Source organism: Tistlia consotensis USBA 355 (assembly GCF_900177295.1).
In the GTDB taxonomy this organism is placed as follows: Bacteria; Pseudomonadota; Alphaproteobacteria; order Kiloniellales; family DSM-21159; genus Tistlia; species Tistlia consotensis.
This window is the reverse complement of record NZ_FWZX01000024.1, coordinates 24,264-49,613: the sequence shown is the minus strand read 5'-3', so window position 1 is coordinate 49,613 and position 25,350 is coordinate 24,264. Positions and strand designations below refer to the sequence as shown.

Sequence of the window (25,350 nt, the reverse complement as noted above, 5' to 3'; positions counted from 1 at the left end):
CTACCCCCTCAGGACAGCCCCCGTCGCCTTCTCGACCGCCGCCACGATCTTCTTCGAGACCGCCTCCAGGTCCTGCTCGGTCAGGGTCTTCTCGCGCGGCTGCAGGGTGACGGCGAGGGCGAGCGACTTCTTGCCCTCGGGCAGGCCGGCGCCGCGGTAGTCGTCGAACAGGGCGACCTCGGCGATCAGCGCCCGGTCGGCGCCCTTGGCGGCCCGGATCAGCTTGTCGGCCGGGATATCGCGGTCGACGACGAAGGCGTAGTCGCGCTCGACCGGCATCAGCGGCGAGAGCGCCAGGGCCGGCTTGGCCGTGCCCTTCCGTTTCGGCTCCGGAACCGTCTCCAGGAAGATCTCGGTCGCGACCGCCGGGCCCTTGAGGTCGAAGGCCTTGAGCACCCGCGGGTGCAGCGTGCCGAAGCGGGCCAGCACCTTGGGGCCGAGGCGCAGGCAGCCGGACTGGCCCGGGTGGTACCAGCCGGGCGCGTCGGTCGAGACCTGCAGGTTGTCGACCGGCGCGCCGGCCGCTTCCAGCACCCTGAGGGCGTCGGCCTTGGCGTCGAAGGCGTCGACCGGCCGTCGCTCGGCCGCCCAGTGGCGCGGCGCGGCGTGGCCGACGCGCAGGGCGGCGGCGACCTGGCGCTGGCCGTCCGGCGCCGCGGTCTCGTAGGCCGGGCCGACCTCGAACAGGCCGGAGTCGCCGAAGCCGCGGTCGGCGTTGCGTGCCGCCGCCTCGATCAGCGGGATCAGCACCGAGGGCCGCATGACGTCGAGCTCGGCCGAGATCGGGTTGTCGAGGCGCAGGGCCTCGTCGCTCCAGCCGAACAGGCGGGCGTGGCGCTCGGCGACGAAGGAGAAGGTGACGCACTCCTCCAGGCCGCTCCAGCAGAGCGCGGTGCGCGCCGCCGAGGCGCGGCGCTGGGCCGTCGAGAGCGCCGGCAGCGGCATCGCCGTGTCGAGGGTCAGCGGCGAGGTCGGCAGGTGCTCGTAGCCGTGCAGGCGCAGCACCTCCTCGACCAGGCAGGCCTCGCACTCGACGTCGGGCCGCCACGAGGGCACCGCCACCTCCAGGTCGTCGCCGCGGTCGGTGACCTCGAAGCCGAGGTCCTGCAGGATGCGCACCTGCTCGCCGTCGGGCACCGGCACGCCGCCCAGGGTCTCGCAGCGATCCTTGCGCAGGACCAGGCTGCGTTTCGTGTCCGGAATGGTGCCGGCGGTCACGACCTCCGAGGCCTCGCCGCCGCAGAGCTCGAGGATCAGCCGCGCCGCGACCTCCGGGCCCCAGGCGCCGGACTCGGGGTCGAGGCCGCGCTCGAAGCGGTAGCGCGCGTCGGAGTGGATGCCGAGGCGCCGCCCCGCGAAGGCGACCGAGATCGGGTCGAACAGCGCGACCTCCAGGAAGACCTCCGTGGTCTCTTCGGTGCAGCCCGAGAGCTCGCCGCCCATGACGCCGCCGATGCCCTCGGGGCCGTTCCCGTCGGCGATCACCAGGGTCTCGGGATCGAGCGCGTAGGTCCGGCCGTCGAGCGCCAGGATCTCCTCGCCCTCGCGGGCGAAGCGCATGGTCGGGTCGCCCTTGACCTTGGCGGCGTCGAAGACGTGCAGCGGCCGGCCGAGGTCGAAGGTGACGTAGTTGGTGATGTCGACCAGCGCCGAGATCGGCCTGAGGCCGATCGCCGTCAGGCGGCGCTGTAGCCAGGCCGGCGAGGGCCCGTTCGTCAGGCCCCGGAAGTGGCGGCCGGCGACGAAGGGGCAGTAGCCCTCGGCGCCCTCGGTGATCCGCCACTCGATCGGCGAGGCGTAGCTGCCCTCGACCTTCGGCGCCTGGAAGGGCTTCAGGCGACCCAGCCCCGCGGCGGCCAGGTCGCGGGCGATGCCGCGCACGCCCAGGCAGTCGCCGCGGTTCGGCGTGATGCCGACCTCGATGATGACGTCGTCGAGCCCCAGGATGCGGGCGAAGGGCGTGCCGACCTGGGGCGCCGCGGCCCCCTCGGCCGGGCTGAGGTCGATGATGCCCTCGTGGTCGTCCGACAGGCCCATCTCGCGCTCGGAGACCAGCATGCCGTTGGAGGCGACGCCGCGGATCATGCCGCTCTTGAGGTCGATGCCGGTGCCGGGGATGTGGGTGCCGGTCGGCGCGAAGACGCCGGTCATGCCGGTCCGCGCGTTGGGCGCGCCGCAGACCACCTGCACCGGCCCGTCCTTGGTCCGGAGCTGGCAGACGCGCAGGCGGTCGGCGTTGGGGTGCGGCGCCGCCTCCTCGACGTAGGCGACGGTGAAGGGCGCCAGCGCCCTGCCGCGGTCCTCGACGCTCTCGACCTCCAGGCCGATCAGCGACAGGGTCTCGCAGATCTTCTCGACCGAGGCCGCGGTCTCCAGGTGATCGCGCAGCCAGCTCAGCGTGAATTTCATGGTCAGAGGCCTCTCACGACCGAGGGCGCCTCGAGCGGCACGAAGCCGTAGTGGCGCAGCCAGCGCAGGTCGCTGTCGTAGAAGGTGCGCAGGTCCGGGATGCCGTACTTCAGCATGGCGATGCGCTCGATGCCCATGCCGAAGGCGAAGCCCTGGTAGCGGCTGGAATCGATGCCGCAGTTCTCCAGGACCTTCGGGTGGACCATGCCGCTGCCCAGGATCTCCAGCCAGTCCTCGCCGCCGCCGATGATCAGCTGGCCGTCGCGGCGCGCGCAGCCGATGTCGAGCTCGGCCGAGGGCTCGGTGAAGGGGAAGTAGCTGGCGCGGAAGCGCACCGGCAGGTCGTCGACGCCGAAGAAGGCCCGGCAGAACTCGATCAGCGTGCCCTTGAGGTGGCCCATGTGGGTCTTCTCGTCGATCACCAGGCCCTCGACCTGGTGGAACATCGGCGAGTGGGTCGCGTCGGAGTCGGCGCGGAAGGTGCGGCCCGGGCAGATGATGCGGATCGGCGGCGCGACCTTCTGCATGGTGCGGATCTGCACCGGCGAGGTGTGGGTGCGCAGCACCGGGCGCACGCCGTCCGCGGCGGGCCTCAGGTAGAAGGTGTCCATGTCCTGGCGGGCCGGGTGCCAGGCCGGGATGTTGAGCGCCTCGAAGTTGTGGAAGTCGTCCTCGATGTGCGGGCCCTCGGCGACCGAGAAGCCCATCTCGCCGAAGATCGCGACCAGCTCCTCGACGGTCTGGCTGATCGGATGGACGTGGCCGATGGCGTGCGGCCGCGCCGGCAGCGAGACGTCGACCCGCTCGCCGGCGAGGCGCGCCTCCAGGGCCTGCTCCTCGAAGCCGGCCTTGCGCGACTCGAGGGCCGACTGGAAGCGGTCCTTGACGGCGTTCAGCGCCTGGCCGCGCGCCTTGCGCGCCTCGGGATCGAGCCCGCCCAGGCCCTTCATCTGCTCGGTCAGGCGGCCCTTCTTGCCGAGCGTCGAGACGCGCAGCGCCTCCAGCCCGGGAAGGTCGCCCGTCGCCTCGAGGTCGGCGAAAAGCTCGGCTTCGAGCTCTTCCAGGTCCTGCATTGCTTGGCTCCGGTTAGCGCACGCCGCCGCCCACCCGGCCAGGGCCGGCGGGGGCGTGCCGCGCGAAGCGGTCTAACCGGCCGCCGAGCCGAGGGCAAGGGCGGTCGAGACGAGCCTTGGAGAAGAGGGGAACGGCGGGGCGCCCGCCCCGCCTTCCGGGATCAGCCGCGGGCGGCCTGGGCCTGCTCGACCAGGGACTTGAAGGCCTCGGGCTCCGACACCGCCAGCTCGGCCAGGATCTTCCGGTCGAGCTCGATGCCGGCCTTCTTGAGGCCGTCCATGAAGGTCGAATAGGTCATGCCGCACTCGCGCGTCGCCGCGTTGATGCGCTGGATCCACAGGCCGCGGAAATCGCGCTTGCGCACCTTGCGGTCGCGATAGGCGTACTGCATCGCCTTCTCGACGCGCTCGATGGCGACGCGATAGACGCTGTTGCCGCGGCCGCGATAGCCGCTGGCCAGCTTGATGACCTTCTTGTGACGGGCGTGCGCCGTCGTACCACGCTTGATGCGAGCCATAGTCTCAGCCTCCTGGAAAGCGTTCGGCCGCTACTTGGCGTAGGGCAGGAAGTGACGCTTGACGACCTTGCCGTCGGCGTCCGCCAGGATCATCGTGCCGCGCGCCTGGCGCTTCATCTTCTGGGGACGCTTGCGGAGGCCGTGGCGGAGGCCCGCGGAGTTGGCGCGCACGCGGCCGGAGCCGGTCACGCTGAAGCGCTTCTTGGCGCCGCTCTTCGACTTCAGTTTCGGCATTTTCATCCTCATGAGTGGCGGTCCCGCTGTCGGGACCTTCGCGGCGGCCAGGCATGCCTGTTGGCCCGGACCACCGGTTCGGAAGCGGGCGGTTATAGCGGTGCGGCCCGGGCGATGCAAGCGACACGGAAGACGCCGTCGAGCGAGGCTCGGTTACTTTGCATCGCGTACCTCAAGAAAGCGGCCATCTGACCGAACCTTGACACCCGCAATCAACGCCGTATATTCCGTATAAACACCGTACACGACGGCAAAAATACGGAGAACGAGATGCAGCCTAAGAGCGAACGTTTCGAGATGCGCTTGGATCAGACGACGCTGGATCGACTCGACCAATGGCGTGGTCGACAATCTGACCTTCCCTCCCGCTCGGAAGCAGCACGTCGCCTAATTGAAAAGGGATTCGAAGCCGAAAGCGCGCCGGCCACGAAACTAACCCCAGGCGAACGCCTTATAATTGCCATGATTAGCGACCTTTACAGACAGAATCTAATAAGTAGAGAAATAGATCCTGAATTCGTCATGTCCGCTATTACTGGCGGTCACTATTGGGCACTTGGGTGGGAACTACAAGTAATTCTGCACGAACACGAAGACAGCCCAGTCATTGTCTCAGAAGTTGTCAACGTTCTTGATATGTGGTCTTTCATAGAGGGCAGCTTCAAGAAAATGCCAAAGCCCGAGAAGGAAAAAATTAAAGGAGAGATCGGGCTCAACAATGTTGAATTCATCGGATTTGATGGAAATAACGAGTCAGAACACCTTGGGGTCGCGCGCTTCCTCATAGAGAAGATGGGTCGTTTTGCCGAATTCAAAGGCAGAGACCTAAATTCTCATATGCCGAGAGTGGCAGTGTATCGCCGCATGCTACAAGTCTTTGACCCTATGCGAGCACAGCTCATCGGCATCGACCTCACCGGCGAACAGATTGTGAAAATCTTGAAGGCAGGTCGGCGAGAGTAGCGAGATTGCGGCAGGGGGCTACCGAGCGACCCCTAGCGGCGCCGCGCCTCGGCCTGCTCGAAGGCTTCGAGCAGGCGCGAGACGGCGGCGCGGTCGCTCTCCAGCATCGCGGTCGCGACCAGGCGGCCGGCGCCGCCGCTGTCCATGGCGCGCAGGCGGCGCTTGACCTGGGGGATCGCCGGCGCGCGCATCGAGAGCTCGCGGATGCCCCAGCCGACGAACAGGCCGGCGAAGCGCGGGTCGCCGGCCATCTCGCCGCAGACCGAGACCGGCTTGCCGGCACGCAGCGCGGCGTCGGCGGCGAAGTGGATCAGGCGCAGCACCGCCGGGTGCAGCGGGTCGTAGAGGTGGGCGACCCGCTCGTCGCCGCGGTCGATGGCCAGGGTGTACATGATCAGGTCGTTGGTGCCGATCGCGAAGAAGTCGACCTCGCGGATCAGCGCGTCGGCGGCCAGCGCGGCGCCCGGTATCTCGATCATGGCGCCGAGCGGCGGCAGCGGGTCGGCGATCGCGACGCCGCGCCGGCGCAGCCGGGCGACGACCTTCTGCAGGATCACGCGCACGGCGCGCACCTCCTCGACCGAGGCGACCATCGGCAGCAGCATGCGCACCGGGCCGTGGGCGCCGGCGCGCAGGATCGCCGCCAGCTGCGCCTCGAGCAGCTCGGGCACGCGCAGCGACAGGCGGATGGCGCGCAGGCCGAGCGCCGGGTTCGCCGACTCGCCGAGGTGCGCGCCGAGCGCCGTCGCCAGCTTCTCGCCGCCGACGTCGAGCGTGCGCACCGTCACCGGCCGTCCGGCCATGCCCTTGACGACGGCGGTCAGGATCGCCGCCTGCTCGTCCTCGTCGGGCAGGTCGTCGCGGTTCATGAACAGGAACTCGGTGCGCAGCAGGCCGACGCCCTCGGCGCCCGCGGCGAGCGACGGCTCGACCTCGCCGGGCAGCTCCAGGTTGGCCAGCAGCCTGACGCGGCAGCCGTCGAGCGTCTCGGCCGGCAGGTCGCGCAGGCGGCCGAGCGAGCGGCTCTCGGCATGCTGCTTCAGCTGGCGCTTGCGATAGCTCTCCAGGCGCCGCTTGGTCGGGTTGAGCACGACCAGGCCCTGGTCGCCGTCGACGATGACCGGGGCGCCCTGGGCGGCGTGGGCCAGGAGCTCGGCGACGCCGAGCACCGCCGGAATGCCGAGCGAGCGGGCCATGATCGCGGTGTGGCCCTCGGCGCCGCCGAGCACCGAGGCGAAGCCGCCGACCTTGTGCGGGTCCATCAGGGCGGTGTCGGCCGGCGTCACCTCCTCGGCCAGGATCACCGAGCCGGCCGGCAGCTCGGCGAAGGAGCTGAAGGTGCGCTCCGTCAGGTTGCGCAGGATGCGGTGGCCGACCTGGCGGACCTCCTCGGCCCGCGCCGCCAGGTAGTCGTCCTCGACCGAGCCGAAGGCCTCCGCGATCGCCTCGATCTCTGCGGCGACGGCGTACTCGGCGTTGTTGCGCTCCTCGACGATGCGCCGGCGCACGCCCTCGCGCAGGCGGCCGGAGCGCAGCATCTGGCCGTGCGCCTCGAGCAGGAAGCCGAGCTCCTCGGCCGAGGCGCCGTGGAAGGCCTCGGCCTTGGCGCGCAGCTTGTCGAGCTGGCGCATGGCCTGGCGGATCGCCGCCTCGTAGCGCTCGACCTCGGGCTTGGCGCGCCGCGCCGGGATCTGGTAGCGCGGCACGCGCAGCTCGGCGCCGCGCGCCAGGTAGACGGCGCCGATGGCGATGCCGGGCGCGACGCCGAGGCCCTGCAGGACGCGCTCGCCCCCCGCCTTCCGGCCGTCCTTCGCGGTCTTCGCCCCTGTCTTGGCCTCAGTCTTCATCGAAGCGCCGCGCCACCAGGTCGGCGAGCGCGGCCAGCACCGCCTCCGCCTGCGGTCCTTCGGCCGCCAGCTCGAGCTCGCAGCCGGGGCCGGCCGCCAGCATCATCAGGCCGAGCATCGAGGAGCCCGGCACCTCGGACTCGCCGCGCCGCACCAGGACGGCGGCGTCGTGCGCCGCGACCGTCTTGACGAACTTCGCCGCGGCGCGGGCATGGAGGCCCTTCTTGTTGCAGATGACGACGCGACGGGCGGCCGCCTGGCCGGTCTGTTCCGACATGCTGCCCGTCTCCTAGCTGGCCGCCTCGTCCTTCAGCAGCTGCGAGGCGACGGCGATGTACTTGCGGCCGGCCTCCTGCGCCTGGGCCACCGCATCCTGCAGGCTGTCGCGGCCGCGCAGACTGGCCAGCTTGATCAGCATCGGCAGGTTGGCGCCGGCGATGACCTCGACCTTGGCCTGGTCGAGCAGCGAGATCGCCAGGTTCGAGGGCGTGCCGCCGAACATGTCGGTGACGATGACGACGCCGGTGCCGCTGTCGACCTTGGCGGCCTTGTCCAGGATCTCCTGGCGCCGCTCCTCCATGTCGTCCTCGGGACCGATGCAGACGGTGGCGACCTGGGCCTGGGGTCCGACGACGTGTTCCATGGCCGAAACGAACTCGCGGGCCAGGTTGCCGTGGGTAACGAGAAGCAGACCGATCATGCTCGTGCCTTATGGAGCAGGTCCGGCGTTCTAGCGCAAAACCGGCCGGCGTGACACCGGCGAATCGTCTTCCTCGCCCGAATCGGCCGCCGGGACGGGCCGCGGCGCGGCGGTCAGGCCGGGGCCTTGCCCTCCTGCCCCCGGTCCAGATCGCGGTGCACCAGGCCGACCGGCCAGCCGAGCACGGCCAGCCAGTGCGCCAGCTTCTCGGCGGTCGCGACCGAGCGGTGGCGGCCGCCGGTGCAGCCGATGGCGATGGTCAGGTAGCTCTTGCCCTCGGCCTCGTAGCGCGGCAGCAGCGGCTGCAGCAGGCCGGTCAGGGACTGGAAGAAGGGCGCGAAGGCGGCGTCCGCGGCGACGTAGTCGGCGACCGCGGCGTCGCGCCCGGTCAGCGGCCTCAGCGCCGCGTCGTAGTGCGGGTTGCGCAGGAAGCGCACGTCGAACACCAGGTCGGCCTCGCGCGGCAGGCCGACGCGGAAGGAAAAGGAGGTCACGAAGACGCCCATGCGCGGGCCCTGGGCCAGGGCCAGCCGCTCGGCCAGGCTGCGGCGGAACTCCGGCAGGGCCATCGAGGAGGTGTCGATGATCACGTCGGCGCGCTCGCGCAGGGGGGCGAGCAGCCGGCGCTCGGCGGCGATGCCGTCGGCGAGCGGCCGCTCCTCGGCCAGCGGGTGCCGCCGCCGGGTCTCGGTGAAGCGGCGCTGCAGCACCTCGTCGTCGCAGTCGACGAACAGCAGCGTGACCTTGAGGGCGGGATCGGCCTCGAGCCGGCCGAGCTGCTCGAGCAGCGGGCCGGCGGCGAAGTTGCGGTTGCGCACGTCGGCGCCGATCGCGACGGCCCGGCCCAGCTCGCCCTCGGTGACGGCGCGCGCCAGCAGGTTGAGCGGCAGGTTGTCGATCGCCTCGTAGCCGAGGTCCTCGAGCACCTTGAGCGCGGTGGTGCGGCCGGCCCCCGACATGCCGGTGACCAGGACCACCGGCAGCGGGCCGCCGCGCCGCTCCAGCGGCGCGCGGCGGCCGGGCGGCTCGGCCGGCTTGGCCAGGGCGGCGGCGCGCGCGGTCAGGGCGAGGCGGATCCGCGGCACGGCCGAGGCGGCCGCCGGGTCGAGGGCGATGACGGGGACGTCGCAGCCGGCGATGCGCTCGGCGCTCTCCTCGGGCAGGGGCTCGGCGTCGGCGGCCAGCCCCGCGCCCGGCTGGAGCCTGACGGCCAGCGCGACCGGGGCGGACTCGAGACGGGCGATCTGGGCGAGGCCGAGGCCGCGCAGCGCCACCAGGCCCTCGAAGCCGGGCAGCGGGCGGGCCTGCAGCAGGCCCTCCTGCGCCTCGAGGCGGACCCGGTCGTCGGCGACCAGCCAGCCGCCGGCGTCGACCAGGCGCAGCGCCAGGTCCGACTTGCCGCTGCCCGGGGCGCCGAGCAGCAGCAGGCCGAGCGGCCCGATCGGGCTCGGCAGGGCGACGCAGGTGGCGTGGATCTCTTGCATGCCGGCCCCTATCTAGGCCGGATTTGTTGCAGTTGGAATCGCCCGCATGACGGGGCGAGGCCGACGGTGCCGTTTCCGCTCCGCAACGCGCGCTCAGCCGGCCGGCAGGGTCACGGTGAAGCGGGCGCCGCCTTCGGAGCGGTTCTCGGCGTAGATGACGCCGCCGTGGGCCTCGACGATCTGCCTGGAGATCGAGAGCCCCAGGCCCGAGTGGGTGCCGAACTTCTCGCCCTTCGGCCGCTCGGAGTAGAAGCGGTCGAAGATGTCGTCGAGCTTGTCGGGCGGAATGCCCGGGCCCTCGTCGGCGACCGTGACGACGATGGTGTCGTCGTTGCGGCCGCGGCCGCGCTCGCGCCGGGCCGCCAGGTGGATCGTGCCGCGCGGCGGCGAGAAGGAGGTCGCGTTGGCGATCAGGTTGCGGAACACCTGGCCGAGGCGCCCCTCGATGCCCTCGACCCGCAGGTCCTCGCGCGGGTCGATCTCGAGCCGGTAGCTCGGGCCGCCCGCCTCTATGCCGGCGCGCTGGACCTCGACCAGGGCCTCGAGCAGGCGCTTCAGGTCGACCTCCTCGGAGGTGCCGCGGGCCAGCTCGGCGTCGAGCCGCGAGGCGTCGGAGATGTCGCTGATCAGGCGGTCGAGGCGCTGCACGTCGTCGACGATGATGCCCATCAGCTTCTTCTGCTGGTCCGGGTCCTCGACCCGGGCGACCGTCTCGACGGCGCTGCGCAGCGAGGTCAGCGGGTTCTTGATCTCGTGGGCGACGTCGGCGGCGAAGCCCTCGATCGCCTCCATGCGCGCGTGCAGCGCCTGGGTCATCTCGCGCAGCGCGCCGGAGAGGTCGCCGATCTCGTCCTTGCGGTTGCTCCAGTCCGGGATGTTCTCGCTGCGCCCGGAGGTGCCGCGCACCCGGTCGGCGGCGTCCGCGAGCCGGCGGATCGGCGTCGCGATAGTGCGCGCGAGATAGAGCGACAGCAGGATCGTGACGCCGAGCGCCACGCCGAAGACCAGCAGCACGTCGCGCCGGCGGTCCTGCACCGCCTTGTCGACCGAGCTGCCGTCCTTGGTCAGCATCAGGGCGGCGACGACCTGGCGGTAGCGCTGCACCGGCACGGCGACCGAGAGGAACAGCCGGCCGGTCGAGTCGGCGCGGATCCGGCTGGCGTGCTCGCCCTGCAGGGCCGAGGCGGCCTCCTCGTAGGAGGCCGCGGTCTGCTCGGGCACCTCGATGTAGAGCGGCAGCTGGCGCTTGCCCTCGAGCAGCTGGCGGATCGTGCGGTAGAGGTCCTCGATCCAGATCAGGTAGCTCGGCGTGTGGTCGGGCGGCGGCAGCTCGACGACCTGCACCTGGCCGAGCGGTCCGGCGAGCAGGCTCGAGTCGGCGACCAGCGTGCCGTCGCGGCCGAACACCCGGGCGCGGGCGCCGGTCGTGGACAGGCCGACGCGCAGCAGCTGGCGCGCCGTGTCGGGGATCAGCTCCTGCTTGCCGTCCGCACCGTCGCGCACCGCCGCGGTGCCGAGCGCCGAGGCCAGGGTGTCGGCCTGGGTCTGCAGCGCCGCCAGCTCGGAGTTGATCAGGCTCATGCGGTACTGGTCGAGGTGCAGCAGGCCGAGCACCGGGATCGCCAGGACCATCACGTTGAGGATCAGGATGCGGCGGGTCAGCGGCGATCGCCAGGCCGGCCGGCGCCGATGGCCGACCGCCGCGCTGGCGCGGGCGTGACGCTCGGCGACGCCGTGCGCCGTCGCCGACGAGCGGTCGAGGGCAGCCTGCGCCCGGGCGCGTGCTCGTCGGGACCGCGACGACCGCGGCGGGACAGGGGTGTCCGGACTCATGATGGCGCCCACTCTACAGTCTCCGGGAGCGGCCGGTCACGTTCGCATCCCTCCCCCCAGAGGTCTCGACCCTGACGCGGCTCACCCGTCCTTGTAGCGGTAGCCAACGCCGTAGAGCGTCTCGATCTGCGCGAAGTCGTCGTCGACTTCCTTGAACTTCTTGCGCAGGCGCTTGATGTGGCTGTCGATCGTGCGGTCGTCGACGTAGATGTGCTCGCCGTAGGCGGCGTCCATCAGCTGGTCGCGGTTCTTGACGTGGCCGGGCCGCTGGGCGAGCGCGCGCAGGATCAGGAACTCGGTCACCGTCAGGTTCACCTGGGCCGACTTCCAGGTGCAGAGGTGGCGGCCCGGGTCGAGCACCAGCTCGCCGCGCACGATCGGCGCCTCGCTGGTCGGCTGGGTCTCCTCCTTGGCCGAGCGCTCGCGACGCAGCAGGGCGCGGATCCGCTCGATCAGCAGGCGCTGGGAGAAGGGCTTCTTGATGTAGTCGTCGGCGCCCATGCGCAGGCCGAGCAGCTCGTCGACCTCGTCGTCCTTCGAGGTCAGGAAGATGACCGGCACGTTGGAGTCCTCGCGCAGCCGGCGCAGCAGCTCCATGCCGTCCATGCGCGGCATCTTGATGTCGAGCACGACCAGGTCGGCCGGCTGCACCGTCAGGCCGCGCAGCGCCTCGGAGCCGTCGGCGTAGCTGCGCACCTTGAAGCCCTCGGCCTCCAGGGCGATCGACACCGACGTCAGGATGTGCCGGTCGTCGTCGACCAGGGCGATGTTGTTCTGCATCTGTCAGGCTCCCCGGAAATGCCCCCGGCCCGTGCGGGCCGCCGATCGGCATTATGGATAGTCGCCACTTTTGACGCGATTGCGGCGGCGGCTTGGCGCCATTGGGCCGGCCGCGCTTTTCCGCGCCTCCGTTCAAATCGTCAGCGTAACGCACGATGCAACGATTTTGTGCCCGAGCGCCCGAACGATTGCGGATAGGACTGGCGGCCGCGCCCGGGGAGCCGGGGGCGCGGCCGCAGGAGGGGAATCCCGGCAGGGGTGCCGGTCAGGGACGCTTCGGGCTCAGGGGGCAGGTCGAGAGGCCGAAGATCCGGTAGGCCGGGCAGAAGCCGGCCAGCGCCGTGACGATCGGCACGATGCCGATCCAGCCCCAGGGCGTCTGCGGCCCGACGAAGACGAGGGCGATCAGGACGGCGCCGACGACGAGGCGGGCGACGCGGTCCCAGGTAGCCAGGTTGCGCCTCACGGTTGGACCCTTTCAGAAAGGTGAATATGATGGCCAACCATGACACCGCGCCCGCGGTTCCTCCTTGATCCTGGTCAAGCGGCCGCACACGATGAGCGCCATGTCGGAGCAAGCGAACGAGGTCGGGACGGCCGTGCGCGGCATGCTGCGCCGGGCCGACCGCTGCCGGCTCTCGACGGCCCTGGCGCGCGACGGCTCGGGCGCGCCCTACGGCTCCCTGGCCCTGCTCGCGGTCGACCTGGACGCGACGCCGCTGCTGCTGCTCTCCGATCTCGCCGATCACACGAAGAACCTCGAGGCCGACCCGCGGATCTGCCTGCTGGTCGAGGAGACGGAGGGCTTCGCCGACCCGCTGGAAGGCGCGCGCGCCGGCCTGCTCGGCCGTGCCGAGCGCTTCGACGAGCCGCGCTGCCTGGCCCGCTACGTGCGCCGGCACCCCTCGGCGGAGCTCTATGCCGGCTTCCGCGACTTCCACCTCTACCGGGTCGTGCTGGAGCGCGCGCACCTGGTCGCCGGCTTCGGCCGCATCCACTGGATCGGCGCCGACGCGCTGCTCGGCGACGCTGCGGCGGCGCTGGCCGAGGCCGAGGCCGCGATCGTCGAGCATATGAACCTGGACCACGGCGAGGCCGTGCGGCTGATCGCGACCGCCCTGCTCGGCCGCGCCGCGGGCGCCTGGCAGCTGACGGGCGTCGATCCCGAAGGCGCCGACCTGCGCCGCGACGTCGAGCGGGCGCGCATCGCCTTCGAGAGCCCGGTCCTCGACGCGGAGAGCTGCCGGGTCGAGCTGCTCCGGCTGGCCAGGCGGGCCCGGGCTGCGCAGGCCGCGGCGAATCCCGAAAACCCCGCTCCGTGATGTCGAATTGTTGCTGTTGAACCGCCGCTTTCCAAGGTCTAAAGATCGGAACCCCGCCGGCAAGAGTGGGGTTCAGGGAAGTCGTCCTTAGCTCTTCCGGAGGAACGCGTGACAATCGATGGTCCGGTCGCCAGCCGCCAGGGGCTGGAAGCCCTGGGTTTGAAGAACCTCGCCGCGGCGCACTTCAATCTCAGTGTCCCCCGGCTCTACGAGGCCGCGATCCGTCGGGGCGAGGCGCAGCTGGCCCAGGGCGGCCCGCTGGTCGCCTATACCGGCCATCACACGGGACGCTCGCCGAACGACAAGTTCATCGTCGAGGAGGCATCGAGCAAGGCCGACATCGCCTGGGGCGACGTCAACAAGCCGATCAGCCGCGGCCACTTCGACGGCGTGCTGAAGAAGGTCCAGGCCTATCTGCAGAACCGCGAGGCCTTCGTCGTCGACTGTCACGCCGGCGCCGACCCGGCCTTCCGGCTCAACGTCCGGGTGGTCTGCGAGAACGCCTGGCACGCGCTGTTCGCGCGCAACATGTTCCTGCGCCCCTCGCACGCGGCGCTGAGCGAGTTCGATCCCGACTTCACCATCGTCCAGGTGCCCGGGCTGCACGCCGACCCCGAGGTCGACGGCACCAAGACCGAGTGCTTCGTGCTGGTCAGCTTCGAGCGCCGGCTGGTCCTGATCGGCGGCACCTCCTACGCCGGCGAGATCAAGAAGTCGGTCTTCTCGGTGCTGAACTACCTGCTGCCCCGGCAGGACGTGCTGCCGATGCACTGCTCGGCGAACATCGGCCCGAACGGCGACACGGCGATCTTCTTCGGCCTGTCCGGCACCGGCAAGACGACCCTGTCGGCCGACGGCACGCGCACGCTGATCGGCGACGACGAGCACGGCTGGTCCGAGCACGGCGTCTTCAACTTCGAGGGCGGCTGTTACGCCAAGGTGATCCGCCTGTCGGCCGAGGCCGAGCCGGAGATCCACGCGACGACCCACCGCTTCGGCACGGTGCTCGAGAACGTGGTCATGGATCCCGAGACCCACGTCCTCGACCTCGACAGCGCGCACTTCACCGAGAACACCCGCGCCTCCTACCCGATCGACTTCATCCCGAACGTCAGCGACTCGGGCCAGGGCGGCCTGCCGAAGAACATCGTCATGCTGACCGCCGACGCCTTCGGCGTGCTGCCGCCGATCTCGCGGCTGACGCCGGAGCAGGCGATGTACCACTTCCTGTCGGGCTACACCGCGCGGGTCGCCGGCACCGAGAAGGGCGTCGGCAGCGAGCCGAAGGCGACCTTCTCGACCTGCTTCGGCGCCCCCTTCATGCCGCGCCACCCGAGCGTCTACGCCAAGATGCTCGGCGCCAAGATGGCCAAGACCGGCGCCAACTGCTGGCTGGTCAACACCGGCTGGTCGGGCGGCGCCTACGGCGTCGGCAAGCGCATGGCGATCGGCCACACCCGGACGCTGGTGCGCGCCGCGCTCAACGGCGGCCTGGAGAAGGTCGAGTTCTTCACCGACCCGCACTTCGGCCTCGCCGTGCCGAAGTCCTGCGAGGGCGTGCCGAGCGAGGTGCTGGACCCGCGCCAGACCTGGAAGGACAAGCTGTCCTACGACCAGACCGCGCGCGAGCTGACCCGGCGCTTCGAGCAGAACTTCAAGCAGTTCGAGCCCTACGTCGGCGACGAGGTCAAGGCCGCGGGCATCTACGCCGCGGCCTGATCGCGCCGCGGAGCGGACGCGAAAAGGGCGGAGCCGACGGCTCCGCCCTTTTTCGATTCCCTGCCTCCCCGGGAGACGGCAGCGCCGCTCAGCCCAGCACGTACTCGTGGCCGTCCCAGCTGTACTCGGTGACGCTGCTGTTGTGGTCGCCGCGCAGGTTGATCGTGTCGATCTCGCTGGAATTGAAGGTGATCGAGCCGTCTCCGCCGTCGAGCGAGACCGTCCAGCTGCCGTTGCCGTTGTCGGTGAAGGTCACGTCGTCGGCATAGACGCCGTTGCCGGAGTGGCTCCAGCTGGGCGCGATGACCAGGCCGTTGGTGCCGCTGGCGCCGTCGCTGATCGTGTCGTTCCCCTCGCCGCGCAGGAAGTAGTAGACGTCGTAGCCCTCGCCGCCGGCCAGGGTGTCGTTGCCGGAACCGCCGTAGAGATAGTCGGTGCCGCCGCCGCCGTAGATCTTGTCGTTGCCCTCGCCGCCCCAGATCCAGTCGGTCCCGGCGCCGCCGTAGATGCTGTCGTTGCCGTTGCCGAACAGCGAGACCACGTCGCTGCCGTCGCCGCCGTAGACCGTCAGGCTGACGTCCTGGCTGCTCAGCCGGTCGCCGATCAGGGTGTCGTCGCCGGCGCCCAGGTCGACGACCTCGAACTGGCCGGCCTGCGACTGCCAGGCATGGCTGCCGTCGCGGAAGGCGGCGTCGTCCAGGTAGATCGAGTCGTCGGCGCCGGTGCCCATCAGGGTGTCGTGGCCCTCGCCGCCGCGCAGCGTCGTGTCCTGCCAGTCCCAGGCGATGACGTCGTCGCCGGCACCGCCGATCTGCACGTCGGCGCCGAGGCCGCCGTCGAGGATGTCGTTGCCGTCGCCGCCGTAGAGGAAGTCGCTGCCGCCGCCGGACGACAGGCTGTCGGCGCCGCCGCCGCCGTAGAGCGTATCGGCGCCGCTGCCGGTCGAGATGAAATCGCCGCCGTCGCCCGATACGCTGCTGAGGAAATCGCCGTAGATCAGGTTGTCGCCGTCGCCGCCGACGATGTGGTCGGCGTTGCCGCCGCCGTAGATCGTGTCCGAGCCCGAGCCCGCGGTGATGCTGTCGGCGCCGTCCGACGAGTTGGTCGAGGTGAAGTCGCCGTAGATCAGGTTGTCGCCGTCGCCGGCCTGGATGACGTCGGCATCGCCGCCGCCGTAGATCGTGTCGGAGTCGCTGCCGCTGGTGATGTTGTCGACGCCGTCCGACGAATTGGGCGAGGTGAAATCGCCGTAGATCAGGTTGTGGCCCTCGCCGGCGTCGATGTGGTCGCCGGCGCTGCCGCCGAAGATCGTGTCGCTGCCGGCCGCCGCGACGATCGTGTCGGCGCCGTCCGTCGAGTTGGGCGAGCCGTAGTCGCCGTAGACCAGGTTGTCGCCGCCGCCCGCGTCGATGTAGTCGGCGTAGCTGCCGCCGTAGATCGTGTCGTTGCCGCCGAGGGCGGTGATGTGGTCGGCGCCGTCGGCCGAGTTCGGCGAGGCCCAGTCGCCGTAGACCAGGTTGTCCCCGGCGCCCGCGTCGATGTGGTCGGCCGCGCCGCCGCCGTAGATCGTGTCGTCGCCGCCCAGGGCCGTGATCGTGTCGGCGCCGTCGTTCGGGCCGGCCGAGACCGCGTCGCCGAAGATCAGGTTGTTGCCCGCGGCGGCGTCGATCACGTCGCTGCCGCCGTCGCCGTACAGCGTGTCGTCGCCGCCGGCGGCCTGGATCAGGTCGTTGCCGTCGCCGCCGTTGCTGTAGCCCAGGTCGCCGTGGATCAGCAGCGAGTCGTTGCTGGCCGAGACGAGGTGGTCGTTGCCGAAGCCGCCGTAGAGCGTATCGGCGCCGCCGCTGCCGCCGTCCAGGCTGTCGTCGCCGCCACCGCCGTAGAGCATGTCCTTGCCCGTGCCGCCGGTGATGTGGTCGGCGCCGTCGTAGCTGCCGCCGTCGACATAGTCGCCGTAGACGGTGTTGGTGCCGTTGCCGGCGGCGATCGTGTCGGCCCCGCCGCCGCCGTAGAGCGTGTCGTTGCCGTCGCCCGCCGTGATGCTGTCGGCGCCGTCCGAGGCGCCGCCGTAGAGGCTGTCGCCGTAGACTAGGTTGTTGCCGCCGCCGGCGTCGACGGAGTCGCTGCCGCCGCCGCCGTAGATCGTGTCGCTGCTCGAGCCGGCCGCCAGCGTGTCGTTGCCGTCGTCGCTAGCGCCGTAGGCGAGGTCGCCGTAGAGCAGGTTGCTGCCCTCGCCGCCGTAGACCGTGTCGCTGCCCTGGCCGCCGTAGGCCGTGTCGTTGCCGCCGCCGCCGTCCAGGAAGTCGTCGTAGAAGCCGGCCGGCCTGGAGGCGTAGCCGCTGTCCTGGTAGGCGAGGTCGCCGTAGAGGACGTCGTTGCCGCTGCCGCCGAACAGCTGGTCCTGGCCGCCGGCGCCGACCAGCGAATCGCCGCCGCTACCGCCGTAGAGCGTGTCGTTGCCGTCGGTCGAGGCGTACCAGCCGTTGTCGCCGTAGAGCGTGTCGTTGCCCTTGAGGCCGGACAGCAGGTCGCTGCCACCGTTCCCGTAGATCGCGTCGGATCCCGAGGTCCCGGTGTAGCTGTCGTCGCCGCTGCCGCCGTAGTAGCTCGCCATGCCGGTCCCGAGCGAGTCCCCTTCCCCAGCGCTCCGTTGCGAGCGCGCACCAAACGGCCCGGAGACACCCCTCCGAGCCGAATGTAACGTAATCGAAAACGGCCCGCCTCACAAGTAGATCAGAGGATTCGGAGATCGTGTCTCGCGGGGGTAGCGGTCAGACCTGGACGTACTCGTCGCCGTCCCACTCGTACTCGGTGACGCTGGCGTTGTCGTCGCCGCGCAGGTTGATCGCGTCGATCTCTCCCGCCTCGAAGGTCACCGCGCCGCCGCTGCCGCCGTCGATCGTGATCGTCCAGCTGCCGTCGCCGTTGTCGGTGAAGGTCACGTCGTCGGGGTAGACGCCGTTGCCGAGGTCGTCCCAGCCCGGTGCGATGACCAGGCCGTTGGCGCCGCCGGCGCCGCCGTCGGCGATCCGGTCGGTGCCGTCGCCGCGCAGGAAGTAGTAGACGTCGTAGCCGTCGCCGCCGATCAGGCTGTCGTCGCCGGTGCCGCCATAGAGGTAGTCGGTCTCGGCGCCGCCCTCGATCCGGTCGTTGCCCGCGCCGCCCCAGATCCAGTCGGTCCCGGCGCCGCCGTAGATGCTGTCGTTGCCCTGGCCGAACAGCGAGATCACGTCGACGCCCTCGCCGCCGTAGACCGACAGGCTGACGTCCTGGGTGCTGATGCGGTCGCCGATCAGGGTGTCGTCGCCGGCACCGAGGTCGACGGCCTCGAACTGGCCGGCCTGCGACTGCCAGCCCTCCTCGCCGTCCCGCAAGGCGGGGTCGTCCAGGTAGATCGAGTCGTCGGCGCCGGTGCCCATCAGGGTGTCGTGGCCCTCGCCGCCGCGCAGCGTCGGGTCCTGCCAGTCCCAGTAGACGACGTCGTCGCCGGCACCGCCGATCTGGACGTCGGCGCCGAGGCCGCCGGTCAGGACGTCGTTGCCGCCGCCGCCGTAGAGCGTGTCGTTGCCGGCCCCGCCGTCCAGGGAATCGTCATCGCCCGCGCCGCCGTAGGGATCGACGTAGCCGTAGAGCAGGTCGTCGCCCGCGCCGGCGGACAGGCTGTCCGCGCCGCCGCCGCCGTAGAGCGTGTCGGCGCCCTCGCCGGTCGTGATGGTGTCGGCACCGTCGTAGCTGCCGCCGTAGGGAAGGTCGCCGTACACGACGTTGTCGCCGGCCCCGGCGTCGATCACGTCGCCGCCGCCGCCGCCGTAGACCTGGTCGCCGCCGGCGCCGGTCTGGATGACGTCGGCGCCGTCCTCGGCGCCACTGTAGGCCTGGTCGCCATAGACCAGCAGGTCGGCGGCGCTGCTCGAATGGATGTGGTCGCTGCCGGTGCCGCCGTACAGGCTGTCGGCGCCGCCTGCGCCGCCCTCCAGGCTGTCGTCGCCGCCGCCGCCGTAGAAGACGTCCCTGCCACCGCCGCCGGTGATGCTGTCGGCGCCGTCGTAGGCGCTCTCCGAGGTGCCGTCGCCGTAGACCAGGTTCTCGCCGCCGCCGGCGACGATCACGTCGCCGCTGCCGCCGCCGTAGACCGTGTCGGCCCCCTCGCCCGCCGTGATCGTGTCGGCGCCGTCGCCGGCACCGCCGTAGGTGCCGTCGCCGTAGATCAGGTTGTCGCCGCCGCCGGCGTCGATCGTGTCGCCCGCGCCGCCGCCGTGGATCGTGTCCGCGCCGTCGCCCACCGCGATCGTGTCGGCGCCGTCGCCGGCGCCGCCGTAGGTGTCGTCGCCATAGACCAGCTGGGCCGCCGAGCCGCTGTTCGAGATCACGTCGGCGCCGCTGCCGCCGTAAAGGCTGTCGGCGCCGCCGCCGCCCTGCAGCAGGTCGTTGCCGGCGCCGCCGTAGAGCGTGTCGTTGCCGCTGCCGCCGTAGAGCGCGTCGTCGCCGTCGTCGCTGCCGCCGTAGGACAGGTCGCCGTAGAGGACGTTCTCGCCCTCGCCGCCGTAGATCGTATCGTCACCCTGGCCGCCGAAGGCGGTGTCGTCGCCGCCGCCGGCGTCGATCGTGTCGTTGTAGTAGTCCGCCGGCCGGGCGGCGTAGCTGCTGTCCTCGTAGGCCAGGTCGCCGTAGAGGATGTCTGCGTCGGCGCCGCCGGACAGCAGGTCGCGGCCGCCCGCGCCGATCAGGGAATCGCTGCCCGCGCCGCCGTAGATCGTGTCGTCGCCATCGTCGGCGCTGTACCAGTTGTTGTCGCCGAGCAGCTTGTCGTTGCCGGCGCCGCCGTCGATCGTGTCGCTGCCGGCACCGCCGGAGATCGAGTCCTTGCCGTCCAGGCCGGACAACAGGTCGTCGCCGGCGAGACCTTCGATACGGTCGTTGGCCGTCGTCCCGACATAGGTGTCGTTGCCGCTGGTACCGGTGTAGTTGGCCATGCCTCGGTCTGCCTGTGCCGCCCCGCCCCCGCCGCTTTCCCGAACCGGCCGGGACGGACGCGAAAAAGCTCGGACAGACGCGTCCGAGCCGATCCGGACTTGGTAGCGGGCAGGCTACGCCACAAGTAGTTTACAATCGGATGATCTGGCTCAATCCGGTGACGGACCGCGCTTCGCCACCGTCTCGCTTCGAGACTCGAAGAAGAATGCCCCGGAAACAGGCATCCGGGCCGCCGGATCACGGACCCTCGACTTGACGGCTGCCTCGGCAGCGGGCCCGCGGCCGGCTACTCTGCTGTGGACAGGCGCAGAAACAGCAGCCGCGTCTTGCCGTAGCGGCGGTCGTCGAGCGACTCGAAGCCCTCCGGCAGCGGCGGCGTCTCCGCCTTGAGCAGCTCGACCACGACCAGGGTCTCCGGCCCGATCCAGCCGGCCGAGCGCAGGGCCTCGAGCGCGGGACCGACCAGGCCCTGGTTGTAGGGCGGGTCGAGCAGCACCAGGCCGGCCGGCCGCTCGGCCGGCGGCGGATGCAGGGCGTCGCGCTCGACGATCCGGCAGCGCGCGGCGACCCCCAGGCTGCGGACGTTGGCGCGCAGCGCATTCAGGGCCGGGGCCGCGCGCTCGATGAAGACCGCCTCGGCGGCGCCGCGCGACAGCGCCTCCAGCCCGAGGGCGCCGGTGCCGGCGAAGGCGTCGAGCACCAGGGCCCCGGTCAGCGGCGAGACGCCGTCGCTGAGCCGGCCGCCCTCGAGGATGCCGAACAGCGCCTCGCGGGTGCGGTCGGCGGTCGGCCGTACCGCCTGGCCCTCGGGCGCGACCAGGGGCCGGCCGCGCAGGCTACCGGCGACGATCCGCATCGCCGGCTCCCTTGCCGCGGGCGGCGGGCTTGCGTCCGGACGCCTTGCGGGCGGCCGCCGCCTTGCGGTGGCCGGGGCGGGGCTTCGGCGGCTTCGCCTTGGCCGTGCCGACCTTGCGCTTGGCGGGCGTGCGGACGCCGCCGGCGGTGCTGCCGAGCTGCTCGGCGAGCATGCGCGCCGGCACCTCCTCCAGCGCGCCGCGCGGCAGGCCGCCGAGCTGGAAGGGGCCGTAGGCGAGGCGGATCAGCCGGTTGACGCGGTAGCCGAGATGCTCGCACACCCGCCGGATCTCGCGGTTCTTGCCCTCGGTCAGGGCCATGGTCAGCCAGGCATTGTCGCCGCGCTGGGAATCGAGCCGGGCGCGGATCGGGCCGTAGGCGACGCCCTCGACGACCAGGCCGTCGGCGAGCTGCGCCAGGACCGCTTCCTCGACCCGGCCGAAGACGCGCACCCGATAGCGCCGCACCCAGCCGGTCGCCGGCAGCTCGAGCCGGCGCTTGAGCGCGCCGTCGTTGGTCAGCAGCAGCAGGCCCTCGGAGTTCATGTCGAGCCGGCCGATCGGCATCAGCCGCGGCAGCTCCGCCGGGAAGCCCTCGTAGATCGTCGGCCGGCCTTGGGGGTCGCGCGCCGTGGTCAGCAGGCCGCGCGGCTTGTGGAAGCGGAACAGGCGCGACGCCTCCGGCTCGGGCAGCGGCTTGCCGTCGACGGCGAGGCGCTGGCCGGGCGCGACCAGGGTCGCCGGGCTGTCGAGCCGCCGGCCGTCGAGCGTGACCCGGCCGGCGGCGATCAGCGCCTCGGCGTCGCGCCGCGAGCAGAGGCCGGAGCGCGCGATCGCCTTGGCGACACGCTCGGCAGCCGCCGGCGCCGGACCGGCCTCGGCGGCCTCCGCGTCGTCGTCCGGTCCGGGTCCTGGCGGGGTCGCGCTCAGATCCGGTTCTCGTCGAAATCGGCGCAGGACAGCCCGAAGGCCACGAGCCCCTCCTCCAGGAAGTCGGCCAGACGCGGCATGCCGAGCAGGTAGCCGGCGGTGCGCTCGTTGTGCTGGTCGGCCGCGGCCTCCAGGGCGTCGTCCCACTCTTCCATGTCGTAGTCGCCGCGGCCCAGCCAGGCCAGGGCGACCATCTCGATCTGCTCGTCCTCGGGCAGCGCCTCGATGAAGCCGGTCAGCTCCTCGCGCAGCGGGTCGAGCTCCTCCTCGCCGTCCTCGAGCTCGTCGAAGGCCTCCTCGTGGTCGAGGTCGGGCTTGTCTTCCTCCTCGGCATCGGGGTCCTCGATCAGGTCCTCCTCCTCGAGCTCGCGGAAGCGGGCTACGACGAAGCAGACCTTGTCAGGATCGATATCCAGGCTCGCCATGGCTTCTCCCCTCTCCGGCGGGCGGCTCCACCCTTCGAGCGTCGGGCCGGATTCGCGTGATCGATCCGGTCCGGCGCTCCGCGCCTCTGTTAGCGCGAAGCTTGACGGCAAAGCAATCGCGGGGCTCATGTCCTCCGCCATGGACGCTGCGCCGAGCGAAGAACCTTCGTCACCGATGGCCGACGCGCTGGACTGGGCGCGCCGCGCCGCCACCGTCGGCGAGGTGCCGGTCGGCGCGGTCCTGCTCGACGCGCGGGGCCGCCTGCTGGCGGCGGCGCACAACCGGGTCGAGACCGACCGCGATCCTACGGCCCATGCCGAGCTGCTGGCGATCCGCGCCGCCGCGCGGCGGCTCGGGGCACCGCGCCTGACCGGCTGCCGGCTCTACGTGACGCTGGAGCCCTGCGCCATGTGCGCCCAGGCGATCGCCCTGGCGCGCATCGAGCGGCTGGTCTTCGGGGCCTACGATCCGAAGGGCGGCGGCGTCGAGCACGGCGCGCGGATCTTCGAGCAGCCGACCTGCAACCACCGGCCGGAGGTCATCGGCGGCGTGCTGGAGCGCGACTGCGGCGCGCTGCTGAAGGATTTCTTCCGGGCGCGCCGCTGAAGCGCCCCGGCGGCCGTCAGTTCAGCTTGGCGGCGACGTCCTGGATCGACCTGGCGGTCACCTCGGCGATCCGCGCCTCGTCGAGATTCTCGGCGATCAGGCGGGATGCGGCCGCGACCGCGGCGTCGACGGCGTGGTTGCGGACCTGGTTGAGCGCCTCGAGCTCGGCCTGGCGGATCTTCTCCTCGGCCATGTGGCGGCGCCGCTCGATCGACTGCTCGAGCTCCTTCTGCGCAGTCTCGCGCATGCGCTCCGACTCGTGCCGGGCGTGCTCGACGATCTGCTTGGCCTCCTCGATCGCGTCGCGCTGGCGGCGCTTCGACTCGGCGAGCAGCTTCTGGGCCTCCTCGCGGAGCGACTGGGCCTCCTCGAGCTCGCGGCGGATGCGCTCGCCGCGGGCGTCGAGCGCCGCCAGGATCGGCTTCAGGCCCTTCCAGAGGATCGTCCCGAGGACGATCAGCAGCGCGAGGGCGAGCCAGGTGTATTCACTGGAGAACATGGCTTGCTACCTCTGCACGACAGCGTCGACGGCCTTGGACACCTGCTGGTCCGGCGGGGTGACGCCGATCAGCTTGTCGGTCAGCGCGACGGCCACGCTGGCGGCGACGCTCTTCAGGTTGCCCTCGGCCTCGGCCCGCGCCTTGGCGATGCGGTCCTCGTCGGCCTTGATCCGCTCGGCCAGCTTGGCGTCCTCGGCGGCGTTGCGCTTGTCGGCCTCGACCTGCCAGGCCTCCTGCGCCTTGCGCAGCAGGTCCAGGGCCTCGGAGCGGGCCGTCTGCAGGCCGCGCTCGTAGTCGGCCATGACCTGATCGGCCTCGCCCTTCAGCTTCTCGGCGCGGCTGAGGTCGTCGTCGATCTTGTCCTGCCGCTCCTCCATGGTGCCGGCGATCCGGGGCAGGATCACGCGGGCGACCATGACGTAGAGCAGGGCGAAGGTGACGATCGCCCAGAACACCTGGCTCGGGAAGGTGTCGGTCTGCGAGATCTGCGGCAGGCCCTTGTGGGCGGCTTCGCCCGCTTCCTGAGCCAGGCTCGGCAGCGCCGACAGCAGACCGCCGGCCACCGTGAGCACGGCGGCCGCCTTCTGCAGCGGCGTCGTCGGGAACGGGCTGGGAATGCGCCGCATGGCGTTCCGGCTCCTTCGCGAGGGGATCGGCTGTCTCGGTGTCGTTCGGCGCGGGACGCCCGGCCGGCCGGCCGGCGTCCGCGCCGAGGACGCGACGATCAGCCGAACAGGACCAGCAGGGCGACGACCAGCGCGTAGATCGCGATGGCTTCCGTCACCGCGAAACCGATCCAGATGTTCGCGCCGATCTCGTCCTTGGCGGCGGGATTGCGCGCGATCGCGGTGAAGTAGTTGCCCCAGACCTGGCCCACGCCCAGGCCGGCACCGATCATGCCCAGCGTCGCCAGGCCCGCGCCGATCATCTTGGCGGCTTCGATTTCCATGTTTCCGGCTCCTCGTCAGTCGTTCATGTCAAGGGATTGAACAAGCCAGCCCCCGGCGCGCGGCCCCGCCGCGCCCCCGGCGGTCAGTGCAGGTGGATCGCGTCGTGCAGGTAGACGCAGGTCAGGATCGTGAAGATGTAGGCCTGCAGCACCGCGACCAGCAGCTCCAGCACGGTGATGCCGACCAGCGCCGCCAGCGGCACGACGCCGGCCAGGCCCATCAGCAGGACGAAGCCCGCGAAGACCTTCAGCATGATGTGCCCGGCCATCATGTTGGCGAAGAGACGCACCGAGAGGCTGACCGGCCGCGACAGGTAGGAGATCAGCTCGATCGGCACCAGGATCACCGAGGTCCACAGCGGCGCGCCGTGCGGGAAGAACAGGCGCAGGAAGCCCAGCCCGTGGCGCGCGAAGCCGATCACCGTGACCGCGATGAAGATCACGAAGGCCATGAAGAAGGTGACGATGATGTGGCTGGTGTAGGTGAAGCTGTGCGGGATGATGCCCAGCACGTTGCCGAACAGGGTGAACATGAACAGCGTGAAGACGAAGGGGAAGTACCGGCGCCCCTCGGTCCCGACGTTGTCGCGCACCATGTTGGCGACGATCTCGTACATCAGCTCGGCGACGGACTGCAGGCGGCCGGGAACCAGCTGCCGCCCGCCGGTGGCGAGCACGAAGAACAGCCCAATCAGGCCGATCGCGATGGCCATCCAGAGCGCCGAGTTGGTGAACGACAGGTCGACGCCGCCGACGTTCACCGGCACGATCGAATGGATCTGGAACTGGTGCAGCGGATCGACAGGAAAAACCTTGTCGGGGGTCTCAGGCAACTCGGCCAACGTCTTCCCTCACCCTCGTCGTTCATCGGCGGCCGGGGGCCCGGCCTGCGCCTTCTCTGCCTTGCGCCGGCGCTCCAGCTCCTTGGCGGTGCGCACGACATTGTAGAACGCCGTCATCACGCCCAGCACGACGAACAGCAGCATCAGCCAGGGCTTGGTCCCCAGCCAGGTATCGAGCAGCAGCCCGATCCCTATCGACACCGCCAGGGCCGCGACCATCTCGCTGGCGATGCGCAAGCCCACCGCCAGCCCGTTGGTACCGCCCCCGGCCAGTGACCCGACCCGCCGCCGGCCGTCGTCGCGACGCTTGCGCGCCGCCGAGATCCTCGCTTCCAGCCTCCCGCCACTCCCGTCTCCGGGACGCGGCTCGTCGCCGTCGGTCATGCG

Annotated in this window: 25 protein-coding genes; 4 read left to right on the top strand and 21 right to left on the bottom strand. The window is 71.1% G+C overall.

Annotation, left to right across the window (positions count from 1 at the left end; all coding sequences use genetic code 11):
- The 4 genes from pheT to rpmI form a co-directional block, all read right to left on the bottom strand.
- The gene (gene pheT, locus B9O00_RS23065) at window positions 1-2,409 is read right to left on the bottom strand and encodes a phenylalanine--tRNA ligase subunit beta (RefSeq protein ID WP_085125099.1); all 2,409 of its coding nucleotides are present in this window, start codon (window positions 2,407-2,409) and stop codon (window positions 1-3) included.
- 2 nt (window positions 2,410-2,411) lie between these two features.
- Window positions 2,412-3,482, bottom strand: coding sequence for a phenylalanine--tRNA ligase subunit alpha (gene pheS, locus B9O00_RS23060; RefSeq protein WP_085125098.1), 1,071 nt, complete (start codon window positions 3,480-3,482; stop codon window positions 2,412-2,414).
- A 161-nt stretch (window positions 3,483-3,643) separates the two neighbouring features.
- The gene (gene rplT, locus B9O00_RS23055; RefSeq protein WP_085125097.1) at window positions 3,644-4,000 is read right to left on the bottom strand and encodes a 50S ribosomal protein L20; all 357 of its coding nucleotides are present in this window, start codon (window positions 3,998-4,000) and stop codon (window positions 3,644-3,646) included.
- 30 nt (window positions 4,001-4,030) lie between these two features.
- Window positions 4,031-4,234 carry a 50S ribosomal protein L35 gene (gene rpmI, locus B9O00_RS23050; RefSeq protein ID WP_085125096.1) on the bottom strand — a complete coding sequence of 68 codons (204 nt, stop codon included), beginning with the start codon at window positions 4,232-4,234 and terminating at the stop codon, window positions 4,031-4,033.
- Window positions 4,235-4,504: 270 nt separating this feature from the next.
- Here rpmI and B9O00_RS23045 point away from each other — a divergent pair, with 270 nt between their 5' ends.
- Entirely contained in the window at window positions 4,505-5,197 is a 693-nt protein-coding gene (locus B9O00_RS23045) for a YfbU family protein (RefSeq protein ID WP_085125095.1), read from the top strand.
- Window positions 5,198-5,229: 32 nt separating this feature from the next.
- Here B9O00_RS23045 and ptsP read toward each other — a convergent pair whose 3' ends face one another.
- The 7 genes from ptsP to B9O00_RS23010 form a co-directional block, all read right to left on the bottom strand.
- Window positions 5,230-7,044, bottom strand: a complete 1,815-nt coding sequence (gene ptsP, locus B9O00_RS23040; protein WP_085125094.1) for a phosphoenolpyruvate--protein phosphotransferase — start codon at window positions 7,042-7,044, stop codon at window positions 5,230-5,232.
- The gene (locus tag B9O00_RS23035; RefSeq protein ID WP_085125093.1) at window positions 7,034-7,321 is read right to left on the bottom strand and encodes an HPr family phosphocarrier protein; all 288 of its coding nucleotides are present in this window, start codon (window positions 7,319-7,321) and stop codon (window positions 7,034-7,036) included. Before B9O00_RS23035 ends, ptsP begins: the two co-directional genes overlap by 11 nt.
- A 12-nt stretch (window positions 7,322-7,333) precedes the next feature.
- Complete coding sequence (locus B9O00_RS23030; RefSeq protein WP_085125092.1) at window positions 7,334-7,744, bottom strand: PTS sugar transporter subunit IIA; 411 nt, start codon at window positions 7,742-7,744, stop codon at window positions 7,334-7,336.
- Window positions 7,745-7,857: 113 nt separating this feature from the next.
- On the bottom strand, window positions 7,858-9,228 hold the full coding sequence (gene rapZ, locus B9O00_RS23025; protein ID WP_085125091.1) for an RNase adapter RapZ: 1,371 nt from the start codon (window positions 9,226-9,228) through the stop codon (window positions 7,858-7,860).
- 93 nt (window positions 9,229-9,321) lie between these two features.
- Window positions 9,322-11,061 (bottom strand): sensor histidine kinase, encoded by a 1,740-nt coding sequence (locus tag B9O00_RS23020; protein WP_085125161.1) that lies wholly within the window; start codon window positions 11,059-11,061, stop codon window positions 9,322-9,324.
- A gap of 81 nt (window positions 11,062-11,142) precedes the next feature.
- Window positions 11,143-11,841 (bottom strand): response regulator transcription factor, encoded by a 699-nt coding sequence (locus B9O00_RS23015; protein WP_085125090.1) that lies wholly within the window; start codon window positions 11,839-11,841, stop codon window positions 11,143-11,145.
- A 265-nt stretch (window positions 11,842-12,106) separates the two neighbouring features.
- The gene (locus B9O00_RS23010) at window positions 12,107-12,307 is read right to left on the bottom strand and encodes a YgaP family membrane protein (protein WP_085125089.1); all 201 of its coding nucleotides are present in this window, start codon (window positions 12,305-12,307) and stop codon (window positions 12,107-12,109) included.
- Window positions 12,308-12,407: 100 nt separating this feature from the next.
- On the opposite strand from B9O00_RS23010, the gene B9O00_RS23005 reads away from it, so the two are divergent.
- Entirely contained in the window at window positions 12,408-13,163 is a 756-nt protein-coding gene (locus B9O00_RS23005; protein WP_218822918.1) for a HugZ family pyridoxamine 5'-phosphate oxidase, read from the top strand.
- A 108-nt stretch (window positions 13,164-13,271) separates the two neighbouring features.
- Complete coding sequence (locus tag B9O00_RS23000) at window positions 13,272-14,882, top strand: phosphoenolpyruvate carboxykinase (protein WP_089229772.1); 1,611 nt, start codon at window positions 13,272-13,274, stop codon at window positions 14,880-14,882.
- Window positions 14,883-14,970: 88 nt separating this feature from the next.
- Here B9O00_RS23000 and B9O00_RS22995 read toward each other — a convergent pair whose 3' ends face one another.
- From B9O00_RS22995 to B9O00_RS22975, 5 genes are all read right to left on the bottom strand, one after another.
- Window positions 14,971-17,496 (bottom strand): beta strand repeat-containing protein, encoded by a 2,526-nt coding sequence (locus B9O00_RS22995; protein ID WP_085125088.1) that lies wholly within the window; start codon window positions 17,494-17,496, stop codon window positions 14,971-14,973.
- Window positions 17,497-17,653: 157 nt separating this feature from the next.
- Window positions 17,654-19,855: a calcium-binding protein gene (locus B9O00_RS22990; protein WP_085125087.1), complete on the bottom strand. Its 2,202-nt coding sequence runs from the start codon at window positions 19,853-19,855 to the stop codon at window positions 17,654-17,656.
- A gap of 287 nt (window positions 19,856-20,142) precedes the next feature.
- Window positions 20,143-20,712 (bottom strand): 16S rRNA (guanine(966)-N(2))-methyltransferase RsmD, encoded by a 570-nt coding sequence (gene rsmD, locus B9O00_RS22985; RefSeq protein WP_085125086.1) that lies wholly within the window; start codon window positions 20,710-20,712, stop codon window positions 20,143-20,145.
- The gene (locus tag B9O00_RS22980) at window positions 20,693-21,499 is read right to left on the bottom strand and encodes a pseudouridine synthase (protein WP_367575465.1); all 807 of its coding nucleotides are present in this window, start codon (window positions 21,497-21,499) and stop codon (window positions 20,693-20,695) included. Before B9O00_RS22980 ends, rsmD begins: the two co-directional genes overlap by 20 nt.
- 137 nt (window positions 21,500-21,636) lie before the next feature.
- Window positions 21,637-22,065, bottom strand: coding sequence for a DUF3775 domain-containing protein (locus tag B9O00_RS22975; protein WP_085125085.1), 429 nt, complete (start codon window positions 22,063-22,065; stop codon window positions 21,637-21,639).
- A gap of 175 nt (window positions 22,066-22,240) precedes the next feature.
- Between B9O00_RS22975 and B9O00_RS22970 the strand changes: the two genes are divergently transcribed.
- Entirely contained in the window at window positions 22,241-22,672 is a 432-nt protein-coding gene (locus tag B9O00_RS22970) for a nucleoside deaminase (protein ID WP_089229771.1), read from the top strand.
- A gap of 16 nt (window positions 22,673-22,688) precedes the next feature.
- Here B9O00_RS22970 and B9O00_RS22965 read toward each other — a convergent pair whose 3' ends face one another.
- From B9O00_RS22965 to B9O00_RS22945, 5 genes are all read right to left on the bottom strand, one after another.
- A complete protein-coding gene (locus B9O00_RS22965) occupies window positions 22,689-23,171 on the bottom strand; it encodes a F0F1 ATP synthase subunit B family protein (protein WP_085125083.1) in 483 nt (160 codons plus the stop codon).
- A gap of 6 nt (window positions 23,172-23,177) precedes the next feature.
- On the bottom strand, window positions 23,178-23,798 hold the full coding sequence (locus B9O00_RS22960; protein WP_085125082.1) for a F0F1 ATP synthase subunit B family protein: 621 nt from the start codon (window positions 23,796-23,798) through the stop codon (window positions 23,178-23,180).
- A 98-nt stretch (window positions 23,799-23,896) separates the two neighbouring features.
- A complete protein-coding gene (locus B9O00_RS22955) occupies window positions 23,897-24,121 on the bottom strand; it encodes a F0F1 ATP synthase subunit C (protein ID WP_085125081.1) in 225 nt (74 codons plus the stop codon).
- Between the two features lie 83 nt (window positions 24,122-24,204).
- Window positions 24,205-24,954 (bottom strand): F0F1 ATP synthase subunit A, encoded by a 750-nt coding sequence (locus B9O00_RS22950; protein ID WP_200808637.1) that lies wholly within the window; start codon window positions 24,952-24,954, stop codon window positions 24,205-24,207.
- Between the two features lie 18 nt (window positions 24,955-24,972).
- Window positions 24,973-25,347 carry an AtpZ/AtpI family protein gene (locus B9O00_RS22945; RefSeq protein ID WP_085125080.1) on the bottom strand — a complete coding sequence of 125 codons (375 nt, stop codon included), beginning with the start codon at window positions 25,345-25,347 and terminating at the stop codon, window positions 24,973-24,975.
- Window positions 25,348-25,350: the final 3 nt, after the last annotated feature.